At 65.5% G+C, this 17,996-nt stretch carries 16 protein-coding genes; 6 read left to right on the plus strand and 10 right to left on the minus strand.

Annotation, left to right across the window (positions count from 1 at the left end; genetic code table 11):
• Positions 1-54 precede the first annotated feature (54 nt).
• Positions 55-507: a hypothetical protein gene (locus JNN06_RS09805; RefSeq protein WP_291239408.1), complete on the minus strand. Its 453-nt coding sequence runs from the start codon at positions 505-507 to the stop codon at positions 55-57.
• A gap of 390 nt (positions 508-897) precedes the next feature.
• On the opposite strand from JNN06_RS09805, the gene JNN06_RS09810 reads away from it, so the two are divergent.
• Positions 898-1,476: a thymidine kinase gene (locus JNN06_RS09810; RefSeq protein ID WP_291239409.1), complete on the plus strand. Its 579-nt coding sequence runs from the start codon at positions 898-900 to the stop codon at positions 1,474-1,476.
• Here the strand turns inward: JNN06_RS09810 and JNN06_RS09815 are convergent.
• On the minus strand, positions 1,473-2,402 hold the full coding sequence (locus tag JNN06_RS09815; protein ID WP_291239410.1) for a DMT family transporter: 930 nt from the start codon (positions 2,400-2,402) through the stop codon (positions 1,473-1,475). The two genes, JNN06_RS09810 and JNN06_RS09815, sit on opposite strands and share 4 nt — an antisense overlap.
• 99 nt (positions 2,403-2,501) lie before the next feature.
• Here JNN06_RS09815 and JNN06_RS09820 point away from each other — a divergent pair, with 99 nt between their 5' ends.
• Together JNN06_RS09820 and JNN06_RS09825 are read left to right on the plus strand one after the other, a co-directional pair.
• Positions 2,502-4,139 carry an AMP-binding protein gene (locus JNN06_RS09820; RefSeq protein WP_291239411.1) on the plus strand — a complete coding sequence of 546 codons (1,638 nt, stop codon included), beginning with the start codon at positions 2,502-2,504 and terminating at the stop codon, positions 4,137-4,139.
• A 300-nt stretch (positions 4,140-4,439) separates the two neighbouring features.
• Positions 4,440-5,462: a hypothetical protein gene (locus JNN06_RS09825; RefSeq protein WP_291239412.1), complete on the plus strand. Its 1,023-nt coding sequence runs from the start codon at positions 4,440-4,442 to the stop codon at positions 5,460-5,462.
• A gap of 90 nt (positions 5,463-5,552) precedes the next feature.
• Here the strand turns inward: JNN06_RS09825 and JNN06_RS09830 are convergent, their stop codons facing one another.
• The 6 genes from JNN06_RS09830 to JNN06_RS09855 all read right to left on the minus strand — a co-directional run bounded on the left by JNN06_RS09830 (position 5,553) and on the right by JNN06_RS09855 (position 11,500).
• Entirely contained in the window at positions 5,553-6,842 is a 1,290-nt protein-coding gene (locus JNN06_RS09830) for an SPOR domain-containing protein (protein ID WP_291239413.1), read from the minus strand.
• Positions 6,843-6,983: 141 nt separating this feature from the next.
• Entirely contained in the window at positions 6,984-7,616 is a 633-nt protein-coding gene (gene upp / locus JNN06_RS09835; protein WP_291239414.1) for a uracil phosphoribosyltransferase, read from the minus strand.
• Positions 7,613-8,596: an adenosine deaminase gene (locus tag JNN06_RS09840; protein WP_291239415.1), complete on the minus strand. Its 984-nt coding sequence runs from the start codon at positions 8,594-8,596 to the stop codon at positions 7,613-7,615. Before JNN06_RS09840 ends, upp begins: the two co-directional genes overlap by 4 nt.
• On the minus strand, positions 8,593-9,804 hold the full coding sequence (locus JNN06_RS09845; protein ID WP_291239416.1) for a phosphopentomutase: 1,212 nt from the start codon (positions 9,802-9,804) through the stop codon (positions 8,593-8,595). The genes JNN06_RS09840 and JNN06_RS09845 overlap by 4 nt, the downstream gene beginning before the upstream one ends.
• Complete coding sequence (locus JNN06_RS09850) at positions 9,801-11,111, minus strand: thymidine phosphorylase (protein ID WP_291239417.1); 1,311 nt, start codon at positions 11,109-11,111, stop codon at positions 9,801-9,803. Before JNN06_RS09850 ends, JNN06_RS09845 begins: the two co-directional genes overlap by 4 nt.
• Positions 11,108-11,500 carry a cytidine deaminase gene (locus JNN06_RS09855; RefSeq protein ID WP_291239418.1) on the minus strand — a complete coding sequence of 131 codons (393 nt, stop codon included), beginning with the start codon at positions 11,498-11,500 and terminating at the stop codon, positions 11,108-11,110. Before JNN06_RS09855 ends, JNN06_RS09850 begins: the two co-directional genes overlap by 4 nt.
• 228 nt (positions 11,501-11,728) lie before the next feature.
• Here JNN06_RS09855 and JNN06_RS09860 point away from each other — a divergent pair, with 228 nt between their 5' ends.
• Together JNN06_RS09860 and prpE are read left to right on the plus strand one after the other, a co-directional pair.
• Positions 11,729-14,008: an NADP-dependent malic enzyme gene (locus tag JNN06_RS09860; RefSeq protein ID WP_291239419.1), complete on the plus strand. Its 2,280-nt coding sequence runs from the start codon at positions 11,729-11,731 to the stop codon at positions 14,006-14,008.
• Positions 14,009-14,336: 328 nt separating this feature from the next.
• Positions 14,337-16,229, plus strand: a complete 1,893-nt coding sequence (gene prpE, locus JNN06_RS09865; protein WP_291239420.1) for a propionate-CoA ligase PrpE — start codon at positions 14,337-14,339, stop codon at positions 16,227-16,229.
• Between the two features lie 35 nt (positions 16,230-16,264).
• Here the strand turns inward: prpE and JNN06_RS09870 are convergent, their stop codons facing one another.
• Both JNN06_RS09870 and JNN06_RS09875 read right to left on the minus strand, forming a co-directional pair.
• The gene (locus JNN06_RS09870; RefSeq protein WP_291239421.1) at positions 16,265-17,041 is read right to left on the minus strand and encodes a DeoR/GlpR family DNA-binding transcription regulator; all 777 of its coding nucleotides are present in this window, start codon (positions 17,039-17,041) and stop codon (positions 16,265-16,267) included.
• A gap of 75 nt (positions 17,042-17,116) precedes the next feature.
• Positions 17,117-17,575 (minus strand): GAF domain-containing protein, encoded by a 459-nt coding sequence (locus JNN06_RS09875; protein ID WP_291239422.1) that lies wholly within the window; start codon positions 17,573-17,575, stop codon positions 17,117-17,119.
• A 115-nt stretch (positions 17,576-17,690) separates the two neighbouring features.
• Here JNN06_RS09875 and JNN06_RS09880 point away from each other — a divergent pair.
• The coding region (locus JNN06_RS09880; RefSeq protein WP_291239423.1) for an STAS domain-containing protein at positions 17,691-17,996 on the plus strand (306 nt) is incomplete at its 3' end.

Here is a 17,996-nt window from a genome sequence, read left to right on the forward strand (position 1 = left end):
AGAAAATTTTTGGGCTTATCCGCCGCAACGCCATTTTCGTTACAAGTCGGGCGATCAGCTCGCCTCTTCTTCCAGGTTCAGCTTCATCTCCAGCAGCACCTGCTGGATGGCCAGCGTCTCGCGCAGCAGCCGCTTGGCCTCGTTGACCGAAATCTTGCCATCGCCGATCGCGGAATTGTATTCGGCCATCAGCATGCCAAAGCGCTGCGCGAGGGCCACCACATCCGAATTGATCCCGGCCGATTGGGCGTTGCGCCGTTCGCCATCATAGCTCAGCGTGATGCCGCGCAGATCGGCCAAGGCCGAGGTCACATGCGGAAAGCGCGCCGCCGATTCCAGCTGTGCCACCACGTCAATCGGCATGAAACGGTCGCCGTGTTCATCCTGATCGGAGTAATAGCGACCGATGGTGGCCTTCGATTTCCCGGTCAGTTCGCAGGCGGCCTCGATGCCGACATCCTTCACCAGCGCTTCGGTGTGCTTTTTCAGATAGCTGGCAATTGACATAGTTTGTTCCCAGAAACCCCGCGAGATCGCGCCGGGGGAAAAGCCATTTCCTTTTCCCATTAATCGGATGGCAGGGGTTTGTCATGCAGATTCAGGGTCCGGGAAACCGGATCCCCGCTTGCGCCCGGCGTCCCCAGCGTCGGGGCCGCAGGCAGGGTCCGCCGTAACTCTGGCTCTCTGGGGCGGCAGTCTTCATGAAGGCTGTCTTGCGGCGGGCCCTTTGCGGACTCCGGCTGGTGATGACGAGTGCAATTTGGAAACGCGCTGTGTCTGTGATGTTTCGGCGGGGCCGTCCTGCCATTGTCAGTAACGGTGCAGCCCGCAACGGCCACTCTTGGCCGGGCGGGCAAGTTCCGCTATCGCAGGCGCGACAGCGGATGCAGGCTTGGAATGGCAAAGCTTTACTTTCACTACTCCACCATGAATGCGGGCAAATCGACCGCCCTGCTGCAAGCCTCGCATAACTACCGCGAAAGAGGCATGCAGACCTATCTGATGACAGCACGGTTTGACGACCGCGCAGGGGCGGGCCGCATCGCCAGCCGCATCGGCATCGGCGAAAGCGCCGATACTTTTGGCGCCAGCTGCGATATGTTTGAAAAGCTGAAATCCCGGCTGGAAATCGGGCCTGTCGCCTGCGTTTTCATTGACGAAGCGCAATTCCTCAGCGAGCCGCAGGTCTGGCAACTGGCCCGCGCCGTGGATGATCTGGGCGTGCCGGTCATGTGCTATGGGCTGCGGGTCGATTTTCAGGGCAAGCTGTTTCCCGGCTCGGCGGCGCTGCTGGCCTGGGCCGACGAGATGCGCGAGGTGCGCACCATCTGCCAGTGCGGCAAGAAGGCCACGATGGTCATCCGGCGCGGCGCCGATGGCCGCGCCCTGAAAGATGGTGAACAGGTGCAGATCGGCGGGAATGACACCTATGTCAGCCTCTGCCGCCGCCACTGGCGCGAGGCGGTCGAGGCCTAGCCCTGCCCCGAACCCCGCGCCCGCAAGGCAATCATCATGCCCGCTGCCGCGATCAGCACCATGCCCAGGATCGCCACCGGCCCGAGGGTCTGCCCCCAAAGCAGCCAGCTCCAGAAGGCCGAGGCGGGCAGGATGATGTATTCGATGACCGACACCCGGCTGGCATCCGCCAGCTGATAGGCCTTGATCATCATCCCCACCCCCAGCAGCGAGCCCGCGGCCTGCACGAAGGTCCAGAACAGAAAGCTGCCGGTCGGCCAGACCGGGCCGCGCAGCACAAAGCCCTCCGGCCCCGGCGCGGCCTCCAGCGGCCAAAGGCTCAGCACCGCCATACCGATGGCCCCCAACAGGCCAAGCGCCAGAAAGAACCCGCCCAGCAGGGTCTCGGCGCTTTCCCCGGCGCACCATTCACGCGTGGCGATATTGCCAAGCGCGTATAGCGCGCCGGCCAGCACCGGCAGCAGTGCCGCAAGGCTGGCACCGCCCATGGCCTCGGGGCCCAGCACCAGCAACACCCCCACAAACCCGATGGCCACTGCCAGAATTCGCACCGGCCCGATCGGGTGCCCATAGGCAAAGCGCGAGATCAGCAGCACGAAGATCGGCGCCGTGAACAGCCCAGCCGCGACCAGCGCCACCGGCAAAAAGGCCAGCGCGCCGAAATAGATCAGCATCGCCGTGCCATGGATGGCCGAACGCGCCACCACCGCCCGGCCATTGCGCGGGCGCAGCCGCAAACCGAAGGGCAGCATCAGCGCCAGCAGGATCGCCCAGGCCATGACAGACCGAGTCGCATGGAACTGCCAAAGCCCCGCATCCGCCGCGATCACCTGCACATAATTGTCGGTGAAGCCGATCACCATGGCATAGACCAGCACCAAACCCGCCGCAGCAAGAGTTCGATCCGGCATGTTAGCGACTGTCATTGCGCAATTTCCTTTTGCCCGCCCTTCCCTTTGCCGCAACTCGCCCCCATTCTGCCCGCCGAAAAGCGACATGATCCGTCAACTTGAGGAGGGAACCGCATGGGATGGCTTGCCGATGAGACCGGGCTGGAGAAAAACGCCGCAAATTACGTGCCCCTCACCCCCCTGTCGCATCTGAGACGCGCCGCCGACATCCATGCCGACCGGGTCGCGCTGGTCTGGAAGGGCACAAGGCTGACCTATGCCGATTATGCCACCCGCGCGACCCGCCTCGCCTCGGCACTGGCACGGCGCGGCATTCGCCCCGGCGATGTGGTGGCCACGCTGCTGCCCAATATTCCGCAACAGGCCGAGGCGCATTTCGGCGTGCCCGCCTGTGGCGCCGTGCTGAACACCATCAATACAAGGCTGGATGCCGACACCATCGGCTATATCTTCGGCCACGCCGGGGCCAGGATCGCGCTGGTCGATACCGCCCTGCTGCCGCTGGCCGAGGCCGCCATCCTGAAGATGGAAGGCACTGCGCCGCAGATCATCGAGGTCTGCGACCAGGAGGCGGGCTTTACCCCGCGCGGCCCCTATCTGGACTATGAGGCGCTACTGGCGGAGGGCGACCCCGATTTCGCCTGGCACCTGCCGCAGGATGAATGGGAAAGCCTCGCAATCAACTATACGTCCGGCACCACCGGGCGCCCCAAGGGCGTGGTTTACCACCACCGCGGCGCCTATCTCGCCACCATGGCCAATGTGATCGCCTGGCGCATGCAGCTTTTCCCCAAGGTGCTGACCATCGTGCCGCTGTTCCATTGCAACGCCTGGGTCCAGCCCTGGCTGGTGCCGATGATGGGCGGCACGCTGGTCTGCTGCCGCGATGTGACGGCAAAAGCCATTTATGACGCCATCGCCGATGAGGGCGTCACCCATTTCGGCGGCGCCCCGATCGTGCTGAACACGATCATCAACGCCAAACCCGAAGACCGCCGCCCCTTCGATCATGTGGTGGAGGTTTTCACCGCAGGCGCCCCGCCGCCCGCCGCCACCCTCGCCGCCATCGAACCCCTGGGCTTCAACGTCACACAGGTTTACGGCCTGACCGAAACCTATGGCCCCGCCACCGAATGCCTGTGGAAACCGGAATGGGACAGCGCCGAGGGCGAGGCCCGCGCCGCCCTGAAATCCCGCACCGGCGTTGCCATGGCGATGCTGGACGGCGCCGCCGTGCATGACAGCCACGGCACCCCGGTGCCGCGCGATGCCGCCCATCTGGGCGAGATCGCCATGCGCGGCAATCTGGTGATGAAGGGCTATTACAAGAACCCCGCCGCCACAGCCGAAGCCTTCAAGGGCGGCTGGTTCCGCTCGGGCGACATCGCCTATCAAACGCCGGACGGGTATCTCAAGATCACCGACCGCGCCAAAGACATCATCATTTCCGGCGGCGAGAACGTGTCTTCGGTCGAGGTCGAGGGCGCGCTGATGCACCACCCCGCCGTCAGCCTCTGCGCGGTGGTGGCCAAACCTGACGAGAAATGGGGCGAGGTTCCTTGCGCCTTTGTCGAGCTGAAACCGGGCCAGACCGCGACCGAGGCCGAGCTGATCGCCCATTGCCGCGCCCGTCTTGCAGGCTTTGCCACGCCTAAGGCGGTGGTGTTCTGCGACCTGCCCAAAACCTCTACCGGCAAGATCCAGAAATTCGAGCTGCGCGCCGTGGCCAAACTGATGGCCCAGCAGAAATGAGCCGGAGCGCCAGGCGCTGATCGCGCAAGGAGGCGCTCGCGCCCCCTCGGGCCTTCGGCCCTCAGCTATCGGGGGGCGCGCAAAGCGCCCGCCCCGCCCTGAGGATAGTGAGGAACAGAAAATGACAGAGGCTCTGCTCTTCCTCATTTTCTGTTCAAAAATATCCTCGGGGGGAGGCCGAAGGCCGTGGGGGGCAGACAGCCCCCCGACGCCGCTGGCAACAGGCGGCTTCCCGCCGATGCGGTTGTGCGATGCGCGGCCAACCGCTAAGCTGTTCAAAATGGGCAGTTAAGGCCAGACATGCGCAGCACCGCGCTCAAGCAATTTGCCAAACTTGAAGCGACCGGCCTTTGGCGGGAGGCGCCGGAATTGCAGCGCCGCGAGGTGATCGTGGCCTTTGGCGAAAGCAGCCTGACCATCTCGGACCCGCGCAGCGAACTGGCCTTGTCGCATTGGTCCCTGCCCGCGGTCGAGCGGCTCAATCCCGGCGAGGAGCCTGCGCTTTACGCCCCCGGTCAGGATGCGCTGGAAACGCTGGAGCTGGACGACGCGCTGATGGTCGAGGCGCTGGAGAAGGTGCGCAACGCGCTGGCGGCCGACAGGCCCAATCCGGGGCGGCTGCGCGGCAGCCTGCTGTTTGGCGCCAGTGCAGTGATTGCGCTGGTCATGGGGGCGCTGTTGCCCGGCGCGCTGGTCAATCACACGGCCTCCATGCTGCCTCCGGCCTCGCGCCTTGCCATCGGGCGCATGGCCTTGGCCGATCTGACGCAGGTGACCGGCCTTTGCACCGATCCCTCCGGTCAGGCCGCGCTGGATCGGCTGTCGGCGCGGCTGTTCGGGCCGACGGCGCCGAAAATCGTGATCCTGCGCGAGGGTCAGGCCCGGGCGCTGCATCTGCCGGGCGGCTTCATTGCCCTGCATCGCAGCCTGATCGAGAGCGCCTCTGGCCCCGAGGTCGCAGCCGGTTTTGCCCTGGTCGAGGAAAGCCGCGCCAAGGCCACCGACCCGATGCTGGGCCTGCTGAACCATGCCGGGTTCTTTGCCACGCTGCATCTGCTGACTTCGGGCGAACTGGAGCCGGAGGCGGTGCAGGGCTATGGCCGCAGCCTCAGCCTGCAAACGCCCGCCCCGGTGAATACCGAGACGCTGTTGGCGCGGTTTGGGCAGGCGCAATTGCCCTCTACCCCCTATGCCCGCGTGGTGGACCCCAGCGGAGAAAGCGTGCTGCCGCTGATCGAGGCCGATCCCATGGCCCGGCGCGAGGCGCTGCCGCTGATGCCCGATGCCGATTGGCTGAGCCTTCAGGCCATCTGCGCCGACTGAGCGCGCCGCAAAAGAAAAACCCCCGGACCGAGATCCGGGGGCAAGGCTTGTTCTGCCCGTGTTTTTGGAAACGCCTGCGACCACCAAACCTTATCGAATATAGGCATCCCCGAAGCCCGCCGCGCGGGCGGCGTTCAAGGCGGCCTGCGCCGAACCGGCATCGCCGAATGGCCCGGCCATGACCATTTGCAGCGCTTTGCCGCCCTTGTTCACCTGCGCCGTGCCGGTGGGCAGACCTGCGGCGCGCAGACGGGCGCGCGCGCCCTCGGCGTTGGCGGGCACGCCAAACGTGCCGACCTGAACATAAAGCCCGCCAGCCCGCACCGCCCGCACTTGCGGCACCGGGGTCACCTGCGCCTGAGGCTCGGATTTGGAGGACACCCGCAGCCGCACCGGCGCCGCTGCGGCCTGACCTTTGCTGGACACCACGATACGGCCATTCTGCCCTTGCAACTGGGCCGGAACCTGACGGGTCCAGACCTGATCCTGCTGCGCCTGGCCCTGTGCGGTGCCCATGCCCCGATAGGGGTTCAGGCGATCATCGCGCCAGGCCAGCTTGTAGCCCTCGGGCACCACGACCGGCGGATTGGTGAGATCGCTGCTGCGCACCACCACCCGGCCCGGCGCCGAGGCCACCGGCGCCGCATGGCTGACCACCACCGTGGTGCGATGCGAATTGCCCAACTGATCGGCCGAAATATTACCCCGCGCCACGGGCACGCCCGCCGGCTCATAAAGCCCGGCGCCCACACGGTTGCCCTCGCCCATGGCGACCTTGGCATAGACCGGCGCGCGCAGCCCGACCAGCGAGCCGTCGCCCTTGGTGCAAAGCACCGCCGAGCCGCCATTCGACAGCGCGACAACGCGCGGCACCGGCGCGGATTGATAGCAGCCGATCCGATTGCCCGAAAGCCGGGTGGCGGGCATCACCACCTCGGCACCCTGACGGGGGGCAGCTGCGGCCACCACGACCGGAGCGGGCGCCACCACAACGCCTTGCGGTGCCATCTGCGCCGGCAGCGCCCGCGCCAGATAGGGGTCAACCGGGCGCGACGGTCCGGCAGCGCGGATCGACGGCGGGGTCTTGACGCTTGCCACGGTGTTCAGCGGCTTGCCGGTGGCGCGCGGCGCAGGCGCAGCCTCGGCCACCCGCGCGGGGGCCGCGATTTCGGCCGGAGTGGCCACCTCGACCGGGCGCGCCATGGCGGCAGCCGTCGGCGGATAGCCACACAGCGCCTTGCGATCACGACTGACGCGCGGCACCCAGCTTGTATTGCCATTCAGCCCGGCGCGCAGAAACACGCAGCCCCGGCTGTCGACATACATCTGCCCCTTGAAACCTGCCGGGGGCTGTTCTTTCGGCCCCCCGATCTGCGACACGGTCTGGGCGTCAACAGAATAAATCCCGGATACGGCCGCGAGAACCGCAGCCGTGACAAACTTGCGAAGCATTGACTACCCCCATGTAGCGTGAGGGTGATTCTGGCGCAGGATTGTTTCCGAGTAAAGGGGCTTATCCCTCTATTTTGTGCCAAACATCCGGTCGCCCGCATCCCCTAGGCCGGGCACGATATTACCGTGATCATTCAAGTGACTATCGAGCGAAGCTGTGACAATCGGCACATCCGGGTGCGCCTCTTTCATGCGGGCAACCCCCTCGGGCGCGGCCAGAAGGCACAGGAAACGGATGTTTTTCGCCCCCTGCGCCTTCAGCAGATCAATCGCCGCCGCGCTGGAATTGCCGGTGGCCAGCATCGGGTCCACCACGATGCAGGTGCGCTCGGCCAGCGCATCGGGCAGTTTGCAGTAATATTGCACGGGTTGCAGCGTTTCCGGGTCGCGATACAATCCGACAAAGCCCACCCGCGCCGCCGGGATCAGCTCCAGAATGCCATCCAGCAGGCCATTCCCGGCGCGCAAGATGGAAATCAGCGCCAGCTTCTTGCCATCCAGCGTCGGGGCGTCCATCGGCTGCAAGGGGGTCTCGATGCGGGTCGTCGTCATCTCCAGCCCGCGCGTCACCTCATAGGCCAGCAGCAGGCTGATTTCCTTCAGCAGCCGCCGGAACCCGGCGGTCGAGGTTTCCTTGTCGCGCATGATCGACAGCTTGTGCTGCACCAGCGGGTGATCAACGACGGTCAGATGCTCGGTCATGCGCGGGGCTCCAGTTTCTTGGCAATCTTGTCTTTGGTCTCGGGATCGCAAAAGGCGGCGTCAAGGGCAGTGCGGTTCAGCGTCTCGAACACGCCCTGATCCCAGTCCAGCGCATCGGCCAGCCGATCCCATTCGCGGCTCATGGTGGTATGGAAGAAAGGCGGATCATCGGTCGAGACAGTGACCTTCACGCCCCGGTCAAACAGCTGCCCGATCGGGTGCTTGCGCCAGTCGGGGTAAAGCCCAAGCGCGATGTTGGAGCCGGGGCAGACCTCCAGCACCGTGCCGCGCTCGGCCAGTTCATCGACCAGCGCGAGATCTTCGATGGCGCGCACGCCATGGCCGATGCGCGAGGGGTTCAGCGCGGCCAGCGTCGCCCGGATATGCTCTGGCCCGCGCCATTCGCCCGCATGGGCGGTGATGCCAAGCCCAGCCTCGCGGGCGCAATCGAAGGACCAGAGGTAATCCTTGGGGTCCAGCACCTTCTCGTCGCCTGCGATGCCAAAGCCGGTGACAAAGCGCCCCGCCGTCTCGGCGGCACAGATCGCCACCTCGCGCGCCTTTTCCGGCCCGAAATGACGGATCGGCGTCACAATGGCGCGCAGGGTGATGCCCATTTTCGCCTGCGCCTCGGCGGCGGCATCCTCGATGGCGGCCAGATAGTCGCGCCAGGCCGCCAGATCGCGGCCACCGCAGAAATCGGGGCTGATGAAACTTTCGGTATAGATCACGCCATGGGCCGCGCTTTCCTCCAGCACGGCCAGCGTCAGGCGGCGGTAATCCTCGGGCGTTTGCAAGACCGAGGTGGCGGCCTCGTAAACCTTCAGGAAATGCCAGAAATCGGTATAGCTGTAATGGCCGCCTTCATCGAAAACGCCTGAAATATCCACATGTTTCTCGGCAGCCAGCCCGCAGATGAAGGCGGGCGGCGCCGCGCCTTCCAGATGCAGGTGCAGCTCAAGTTTCGGCAGGTCTTTCACAGAAACGATCTCCCCGGCCCTTGCGCGGGCACATTCAAATGCGCGGCGACCGAGGCCGCCACATCCACAAATCCGCAGGCGCCGATCTTGCCCGCCCCCTTGCCCGCCACCAGAACCGGCACGCATTCGCGGGTGTGTTCGGTGCCAAACCAGGTCGGGTCATTGCCGTGATCGGCGGTGAATACGGCCATATCGCCGGGGCGCAACCGCGCGAGGAAGCCGCCTGCGCGGGCGTCAAACCATTCCAGCGCGCGGGCATAGCCCGAGACATCGCGGCGATGGCCGTAAAGGCTGTCAAACTCCACAAAGTTCGCAAAGGTCAAGGAACCGGGCTCGGCAACCTCGGCCATGCGGTCCAGATGATCGAAAAGGGCAGCATCGTCCTTGCCCTTGTGCAGCTGGGAAATGCCGCGATGCGAGAAGATGTCGCCGATCTTGCCGATGGCATGGGTCACGCGCCCGGCCCCCTGCACCCAATCCAGCAGCGTGGGCGCGGGCGGGGCGATGGCGAAATCGCGGCGGTTCGGGGTGCGGGCAAAGGCGCCCTCGGTGCCGGTGAAAGGCCGCGCGATCACCCGGCCCACCTTCATTGCATGCAGGCTGGGCGCAAGGTCGCGGCACAGCTGCACCAGCCGCTCCAGCCCAAAGGCCTCCTCATGCGCCGCGATCTGCAACACGCTGTCGGCAGAGGTGTAGCAGATCGGCCAGCCCGTGCGCAGATGCTCGGCCCCCAGCCGGTCGATGATCGCAGTGCCGCTGTCATGGCAATTGCCCAGAATGCCCGTGACGCCCGCCAGACGGCAGACCTCTGCCACCAGCGCCTCGGGGAAGGCGGGACGGGTATCGGGGAAATAGGTCCAATCCCAGGGCACCGGCACGCCCGCCAGCTCCCAATGGCCGGAGGGTGTATCCTTGCCGCGCGAGATTTCGGTGGCAGCCCCCCATAGCCCTTGTGGCTGTGCCCCAAGACCGGGGGCCTCCAGCCCCGAGGCCAGCCGGATCGCGGCCCCAAGGCCCAGGCCATCCAACACCGGCAGGCGCAACGGGCCGGAACGCCCCTCCTCCGCCCGGCCCCCGGCGCAGGCCTGCGCGATATGGCCGATGGTATTGGCGCCGGTATCGGCCACGCCGCCCGAGAAAAATTCTGCCGCATCCGGCGCGCCGCCAATGCCTGCGGAATCCAGCACGATCAGAAACGCCCGGCTCATGCACTCACCCTTTTCACCACCAGTTGCGGCAGCTCTGCCGCCTCACCCAAGGAATAGGCCGCCCGCACTGCCGCCACCGCCCGCTCGGCCTGGGCCGGATTGGCGGCATGGACCCGCGCGAAGGGCAATCCGCGCTGCATGGTCGCCCCCAGCCCCACCAAATCCGACAGGCCGACCGCCGGGTTCACCCGCGCGCCCTCGCGCAGGCGGCCCGCGCCCAGATGCACCACCGCCTGCCCCAGGGCAAAGCCGTCGATCGCGCGCACCACGCCCTCGCCTTCGCAGGCCACATCCACCACCACCGGCGCCGAGGGCAGCCGGTCGGCATAACAATCCACAAAATCCAGCGGCCCGCCCTGCGCGGCCACCATTTGCCCAAAACGCTCCGCCGCCGCGCCGCTTTCCAGCGCCTCGGCGATCATCCCCTCGCCCTCCTCGGCATCGGTGGCAATGCCGCACAGGCCCAAGACCTCGCCGCCAAGTGCGCAGGTCAAATCCCACAGCCGCGCATTCACCGCGCCCCCGGTCAGTGTCTCCATCACCTCCAGCACTTCCAGCGCATTGCCGGCGCTGGAGGCCAGCGGCTGATCCATATCGGTGATCAGCGCCGCCGTCTTGCAGCCCGCCCCATTGGCGGTGCGCACCAGCGCCCGCGCCAAAGCCTCGGCCTGCGCCATATCCCGCATGAACGCGCCCGAGCCCAGCTTCACATCCAGCACCAAGGCCTCCAGCCCCGCCGCCAGTTTCTTGGACAGGATCGAGGCCGTGATCAGGTCGATGCTCTCCACCGTGCCGGTCACATCGCGCAGCGCATAAAGCCGCTTGTCGGCGGGGGCAATCTGGCCACTGGCCGCCACGATGGCGCAGCGAATATCGCCCACCTGTCGCCGCAGCGCCGCCTCGTCCAGGCCAGTGCGGAAGCCGGGAATGGCCTCCAGCTTGTCCAGCGTGCCGCCGGTATGGCCCAGGCCCCGCCCCGAGATCATCGGCACAAAGGCCCCGCAGACCGCCAGCGCAGGCGCGAGCAGCAACGAAACCGAGTCGCCAATCCCGCCGGTGGAATGCTTGTCGATCACCGGGCCGGGCAAATCCCAAGCCAGCACCTCGCCCGAGTCGCGCATCGCCTTGGTCAGCGCCACCCGGCCCGCCTCGCCCAAGCCTTTCAGCAGCACCGCCATGGCAAAGGCCCCGGCCTGCGCATCGCTGACCGCGCCCGAGGCGAGGCCCGCCGCGAACCAGCGCAAGGCGTCGGGCTTTGGCGTGCCGCCATCCCGGATCGTGGCGATGACGCTGCGCGCATCGGTCATGTGCGCGCCATGTGGGCCTGGGTGAACACGCCCGGCAGCAGCTCGGCCACGGTCATGCGCTTTTCCTTGCCATCGGTGGTGCAGAGCGTCACCACCACCTCGGGCCTGGCAAATTCGGCGATCTTCTGGCGGCAGCCGCCGCAGGGTGGCACCGGCTCGGGGCTGTCGGCGATCACGCAGATCTCCGCGATCTCGCGATCTCCCGCCGCGCACATGGCCGCGATGGCCCCAGCCTCGGCGCAGGTGCCCTCGGGATAGGCCACGTTCTCCACATTGCAGCCGACATGCACCGCGCCCTCGGGCGTGCGCAGCGCCGCCCCGACCTGAAAGCGCGAATAGGGCGCATAGGCGTTTTCGCGCACTTGCGCGGCGGCATCTCGCAATGTCATCTGCGGCTCCCTTTGACCATCCGGTCATGATTGTGCGGCAGCGCCCGTCCGGGCGCAAGCGGGGCGCGTGGCCTTTACCGTTTTCGGATAGGTGACTTGTGGTTTTCCACCATTGCAAGCGGGCGGAAATGCGCCACACTCATCATCGGGAGCAGGGCCGTTAGCGCTATCAGGGTTGCGCGGCATTTCAGATGGTTTAAGGCCAAACCAGTTTTTCGGGAGGACGGCATGGACGAGGCACGGCAGGACAATGCGCGGCAGGCAGCGCTGGATTACCACGAATTCCCCAAGCCCGGAAAGCTGGAGATCCGCGCCACCAAGCCCCTCGCCAATGGCCGTGACCTGAGCCGCGCCTACAGCCCCGGCGTGGCCGAGGCCTGCCTGGAGATCAAGGCCGATCCCGCCACCGCAAGCCGTTACACCGCAAGGGGAAATTTGGTTGCCGTGGTTACGAATGGCACCGCCGTTCTGGGCCTTGGCAATATCGGCGCGCTGGCCTCCAAGCCGGTGATGGAGGGCAAGGCCGTCCTCTTCAAGAAGTTCGCCAATATTGATTGTTTTGACATTGAACTAAATGAGCCGGACCCGGTGAAACTGGCAGAGATCGTCTGCGCGCTGGAGCCGACCTTCGGGGCGATCAACCTGGAGGACATCAAGGCGCCCGATTGCTTCATCGTGGAAAAGCTCTGCCGCGAGAAGATGAACATTCCGGTTTTCCACGATGACCAGCATGGCACCGCCATCGTGGTCGGCGCTGCGGCCACCAATGCGCTGCATGTGGCGGGCAAGCGGTTCGAGGATATCAAGATCGTCTCCACCGGCGGCGGCGCGGCGGGCATTGCCTGCCTCAACATGCTGCTGAAACTGGGGGTGAAGCGCGAGAATGTCTGGCTCTGCGACATTCACGGCCTCGTTTATGAGGGCCGCGAGGTCGATATGAACCCGCAAAAGGCCGCCTATGCGCAGGCCAGCGACAAGCGGGCGCTGGATGAGGTGATCGACGGCGCCGACATGTTCCTGGGCCTTTCTGGCCCCGGCGTGTTGAAACCTGAAATGGTTGCCCGCATGGCAGAAAATCCGATCATCTTTGCACTGGCCAACCCGACGCCGGAAATCCTGCCCGATGCCGTGCGCGAGGTCGCACCGGGGGCCATCATTGCCACGGGCCGCAGCGATTTTCCCAATCAGGTCAATAACGTGCTGTGCTTCCCCTTCATCTTCCGGGGCGCGCTGGATGTGGGGGCCACCCAGATCAACGATGCGATGCAGCTGGCCTGCATCGAGGGCATCGCCGCTCTGGCCCGCGCCACCACCAGCGCCGAGGCCGCCGCCGCCTATCGCGGCGAAAAGCTGTCTTTCGGCCCCGATTACCTGATCCCGAAACCCTTCGATCCGCGGCTGATCGGGGTTGTCGCCTCGGCTGTGGCCAAGGCCGCGATGGAAACCGGCGTCGCCACCCGGCCCATCGAGGATCTGGCTGCATATCGCGAGCGCCTGAATGGCTCGGTGTTCAAATCCGCCCTGATCATGCGCCCGGTCTTCGACGCCGCGCGTCAGGCCACCCGCCGCATCATCTTTGCCGAAGGGGAAGACGAGCGCGTGCTGCGTGCCGCCAATGCGATGCTGGAGGAAACCACCGACAAGCCGATCCTGATCGGCCGCCCGGATGTGATCGCCCGCCGGGCCGAACGCGCGGGCCTGCCGATCCGCCCAGATCGTGATTTCGAGATCGTGAACCCCGAAAACGATGCGCGCTATCGCGATTATTGGGGCAGCTATCACGAGCTGATGGCCCGGCGCGGCGTCACCCCCGATCTGGCCCGCGCCATTCTGCGCACCAACACCACCGCCATCGGCGCCATTGCCGTGCATCGTGGCGATGCCGACAGCCTGATCTGCGGCACTTTCGGCCAATATCTGTGGCATTTGAAATATGTCACCGAAGTGCTGGGGCGCGACGGCCTCTCGCCGCATGGCGCGCTCAGCCTGATGATCATGGAGGACGGCCCGCTGTTCATCGCCGATACGCAGGTGAACCCGGTGCCGACGCCCGAACAGATCGCGCAATCGGTGCTGGGGGCGGTGCGTCACGCCAAGCGGTTCGGCGTCACGCCCAAGGTGGCGCTGTGCAGCCATTCCAACTTTGGCAATCTGGATACTGACAGCGGCCGCCGGATGCGCGATGCCATGGCCATTTTGGACGCAGAGACCCGCAACTTCGTCTATGAGGGCGAAATGAGCATCGACGCCGCGCTGGACCCGGAGCTGCGCGCCCGCATGTTCCCCGGCGCGCGGCTGGACAAGGCCGCGAATATCCTGATCTTCGCCTATTCCGATGCCGCCAATGCCGCACGCAATATCCTGCGGATGAAGGCGGGCGGGTTGGAGGTCGGGCCGATCCTGATGGGCATGGGCAACAAGGCGCATATCGTGACGCCCTCGATTACCGCGCGCGGCTTGCTGAACGTCTCGGCCATCGCGGGCACGCCGGTCGCGCATTACGGCTGAGCGCAAAGCAGAGAGAAGGGGCTGGTGATGGGTCAGCCTTTTTGACATGCGAAGCCCCGGCCCGCGCCGGGACTTCAACCCCACCGGCACCATCCAAGGCACGACTCACTTTGGCGGCGCCAAAAGCTGCAAACTGTGAAAACTTTGCAAACTCCGCCCACCGGCCAATAAAAATTGGCAGCCAGCCAGAGTTTGCAAAACTTTGCGGCCAGCCACGCCGCATTTCTGCAAATTTTTCAATCCGTTTCCCCTGCGTGATCGGTAACAGCGTTGCGTCACGCCCGCTCGCTCGCGTAACAAATCGACAGAGTGGAGGAGGGTGCATACAATGGCATACAAGGACATTTACGACAGCTGGAAAGCCGATCCCGAGGGCTTCTGGATGAAGGCTGCGGGCGCGATCGACTGGGTGAAGCCCCCCTCCAAAGCGCTGAACGCCGATCGCGCGCCGCTTTACGAATGGTTCACCGATGCGCAGGTGAACACCTGCTGGAACGCGGTGGACCGGCACGTTCTGGCCGGGCGCGGCAGCCAGCTGGCGATCATCCATGACAGCCCGGTCACCCATCTGCGCAAAGGCATCACCTATGCCGAGCTGCAAATCCGCGTCGCCAGCCTGGCAGGCGCCCTGCGCGCCAAGGGCGTGGCGAAGGGTGACCGCGTCATCATCTATATGCCGATGATCCCCGAAGCGCTGGAGGCGATGCTGGCCTGCGCGCGTCTGGGCGCCATTCACTCGGTGGTGTTCGGCGGGTTTGCCGCCAATGAGCTTGCGGTGCGGATCGACGATTGCAAGCCCAAGGCGATCATCGCGGCCTCCTGCGGGATCGAGCCGAACCGCATCGTGCATTACAAGCCGCTTTTGGATGGCGCGATTGATCTGGCCAGCCACAAGCCGGATTTCTGCGTGATCTTCCAGCGCGAACAAGAGGTTGCAAAGCTGGTCGAGGGCCGCGATGTCGCCTGGCACACCTTCCAGTATGGGGTGGAACCCGCCGATTGTGTACCGGTCGAGGGCGACCACCCGGCCTATATCCTGTATACCTCGGGCACCACCGGGGCGCCCAAGGGCGTGGTGCGCCCTACGGCGGGCCATCTGGTCGCGCTGAACTGGTCGATGCGCGCCATCTATAATGTCGGCGTGGGCGATGTGTTCTGGGCGGCCTCGGATGTGGGCTGGGTGGTGGGCCACAGCTATATCACCTACGGGCCGCTGATCGCGGGCTGCACCACCGTGGTCTTTGAGGGCAAGCCGGTGGGCACCCCCGATGCGGGCACCTTCTGGCGGGTGATTGCCGAGAACAAGGTGAAAAGCTTCTTCACCGCCCCCACCGCGCTGCGTGCCATCCGCCGCGACGACCCGGAGGGCACGTTTATCCCCGAATACAATCTGAAGCACCTTCAGGCGCTGTATCTCGCGGGCGAGCGGGCCGACCCCGACACGATCCAATGGGCGCAGAAACATCTGAAAGTGCCGGTGATCGACCATTGGTGGCAGACCGAAACCGGCTGGGCGATTGCCGCCAACCCCTTGGGGATCGAGGAATTGCCGGTGAAGCTGGGCAGCCCTTCGGTGCCGATGCCGGGCTATGATGTGCAGGTGCTGGATGAGGGCGGCCATCCGCTTTCTCCCGGCACGCTGGGCGCCATCGCCATCAAGCTGCCGCTGCCCCCCGGCACCCTGCCGACGCTGTGGAACGCCGAGGAACGGTTCAAGAAATCCTACCTCACCCAGTTCCCCGGCTTCTATGAAACCGGCGACGCGGGCTATATCGACGCCGATGGCTATCTCTATATCATGGCCCGCACCGATGACGTGATCAACGTGGCTGGCCATCGCCTGTCCACCGGCGCGATGGAGGAGGTGCTGGCCTCGCATCCCGATGTGGCCGAATGCGCGGTGATCGGCGTGGCCGATCAGCTCAAGGGCCAGTCGCCGCTGGGGTTCCTCTGCCTCAAGCGCGGCACGGCGCGGGCGCATGATGATGTGGTGAAAGACTGTGTGAAGCTGATGCGCGACAAGATCGGCCCGGTGGCGGATTTCAAGCGCGCGCTGGTGGTGGAGCGCCTGCCGAAGACCCGCTCGGGCAAGATTTTGCGCGCCACCATGGTGAAGATCGCGGATGGCGAGGCCTTCAAGATGCCCGCCACCATTGACGACCCTGCGATCCTTGATGAAATCAAGGCCGCGCTGCAAGGTATCGGCCTCGCCAAGGCCTGAGATGATGCCCCGGCGCCCTCGAAAGGGGGCGCCGCCTAGCCCTGATCCTCGGCCCCTGCCACATGCACCGCCGTGCCCGCCTCGGCACAAAGCTGCATCAGCGGCTCGGGCAGCGGCAGGTCGGTGAACACCGCATCCAGATCGGCCAGATTGCACAGCCGCACCGGTGCGCTGCGCGTCAGCTTGGCACTGTCGGCCACCAGCCAGACCTTGCGCGCCTGCCGGATGATCGCCTTCGACACCCGCACCTCGTTCATGTCGTAATCCATCAGGTCGCCATCCGGGTCGATGGCCGAGATGCCGATGATCGCCACATCCACCTTGAATTGCTGCATGAAGCTGGAGGCCAGATCGCCCACCAGTCCCCCATCCGACCGCCGCAGCGCGCCCCCCGCCAGCAGGATCTCGCACGAGGGGTTGGCGACCAGAATATGGGCCACATTCATGTTATTGGTCACCACCGTGATCTGGCGATGCTGCAACAGCTCGCGCGCGACGGCCTCGGTGGTGGTGCCGATATTCAGGATCATCGAGCTGTTATCGGCAATCGCCTGCGCGCAGGCGCGCCCGATGGCGGCCTTGCCCCCATCGTTCAGCCCCCGCCGCTCCTCATAGCCGATATTGCTGACGCCCGAGCGCAGCACCGCCCCGCCATGCACCCGGTCCAGATGGCCTGCCTCGGCCAGATCGGTCAGATCGCGGCGAATGGTTTGCAGCGTCACGCCAAAGCGATCCGCCAGCGCCTCCACCACCACGCGACCTTCGCTGCGCGCCAGGGCGAGGATCTCTGTCTGCCGGAAACTCAGGGCCAAGATGGCCTCCTGTTTTGGGTCGATACCGAATACCCTTGCCTGCCACAAAGGCAGGCCAAAGTCACGCCCGCGCGCCTAGCTGGCCTCGGCAAAAACCTCTGCCAGAATAGCCGTCAAGGCGGTCACATCCGCCTCGGTAAAGGCCGCAGGCGTGTTGCTGTCGAGGTCCAGCACCCCCAGCAGCACCCCGGCCTTGTTGCGCACCGGCAGCACCAGCTCTGACCGGGTGGAGGAGGCGCAGGCGATATGCCCCGGAAAGGCATCGACATCCGGCACCAGTTGCACCTGCCCCGTCCGTGCCGCCGCGCCGCAAACCCCGCGCGAGAACGGGATCACCAGACAGCCATGCCCGCCCTGATAGGGCCCGATCTTCAATATCTCCGGCCCCGTCACCCGGTAAAAGCCGGTCCAGTCTGACAGCGGATGGCTGTGATGCAGCTCGCAGACCACCGTGGCCATCAGGGCCACCACATCGGTTTCGCCATGGCACAGCGCCCGGATACGGGCAGCGAGATCGGGATAATCAAGGGTCATCATGTCTCCTGACAAATTGCGCGTTTTTTCCGCGGCTGGTTACCGATTGCTAACACTCGGCGGTTAGCCTGCCCATGAGGATCGGTGCCCATTTGACCACTGAAGGAGCCATGGGATGCAACTTTCGGCACGCGAATCGGCAGGATTGCTGCTGGTCGAGGTGATGGAGGAACGGATCGACGCCGCCGGCGCGATCCAGTTCAAGGATTCGATGCGCGAGCTGGCGACACGGGGCACCGGGCGGGTGATGCTCGACATGTCGCGCGTGGCTTTTCTTGACAGTTCGGGTCTGGGTGCCGTGGTCGCGGTGATGAAGCTGCTCGGCCCCGACCGGCGGCTGGAGCTGGCGGGGCTGACGCCCACGGTGGAAAAGGTGTTCCGCCTCACCCGGATGGATTCGGTTTTCGTCATTCACCCTGCG

This window comes from Gemmobacter sp. (assembly GCF_016792925.1).
Lineage (GTDB): Bacteria > Pseudomonadota > Alphaproteobacteria > Rhodobacterales > Rhodobacteraceae > Gemmobacter.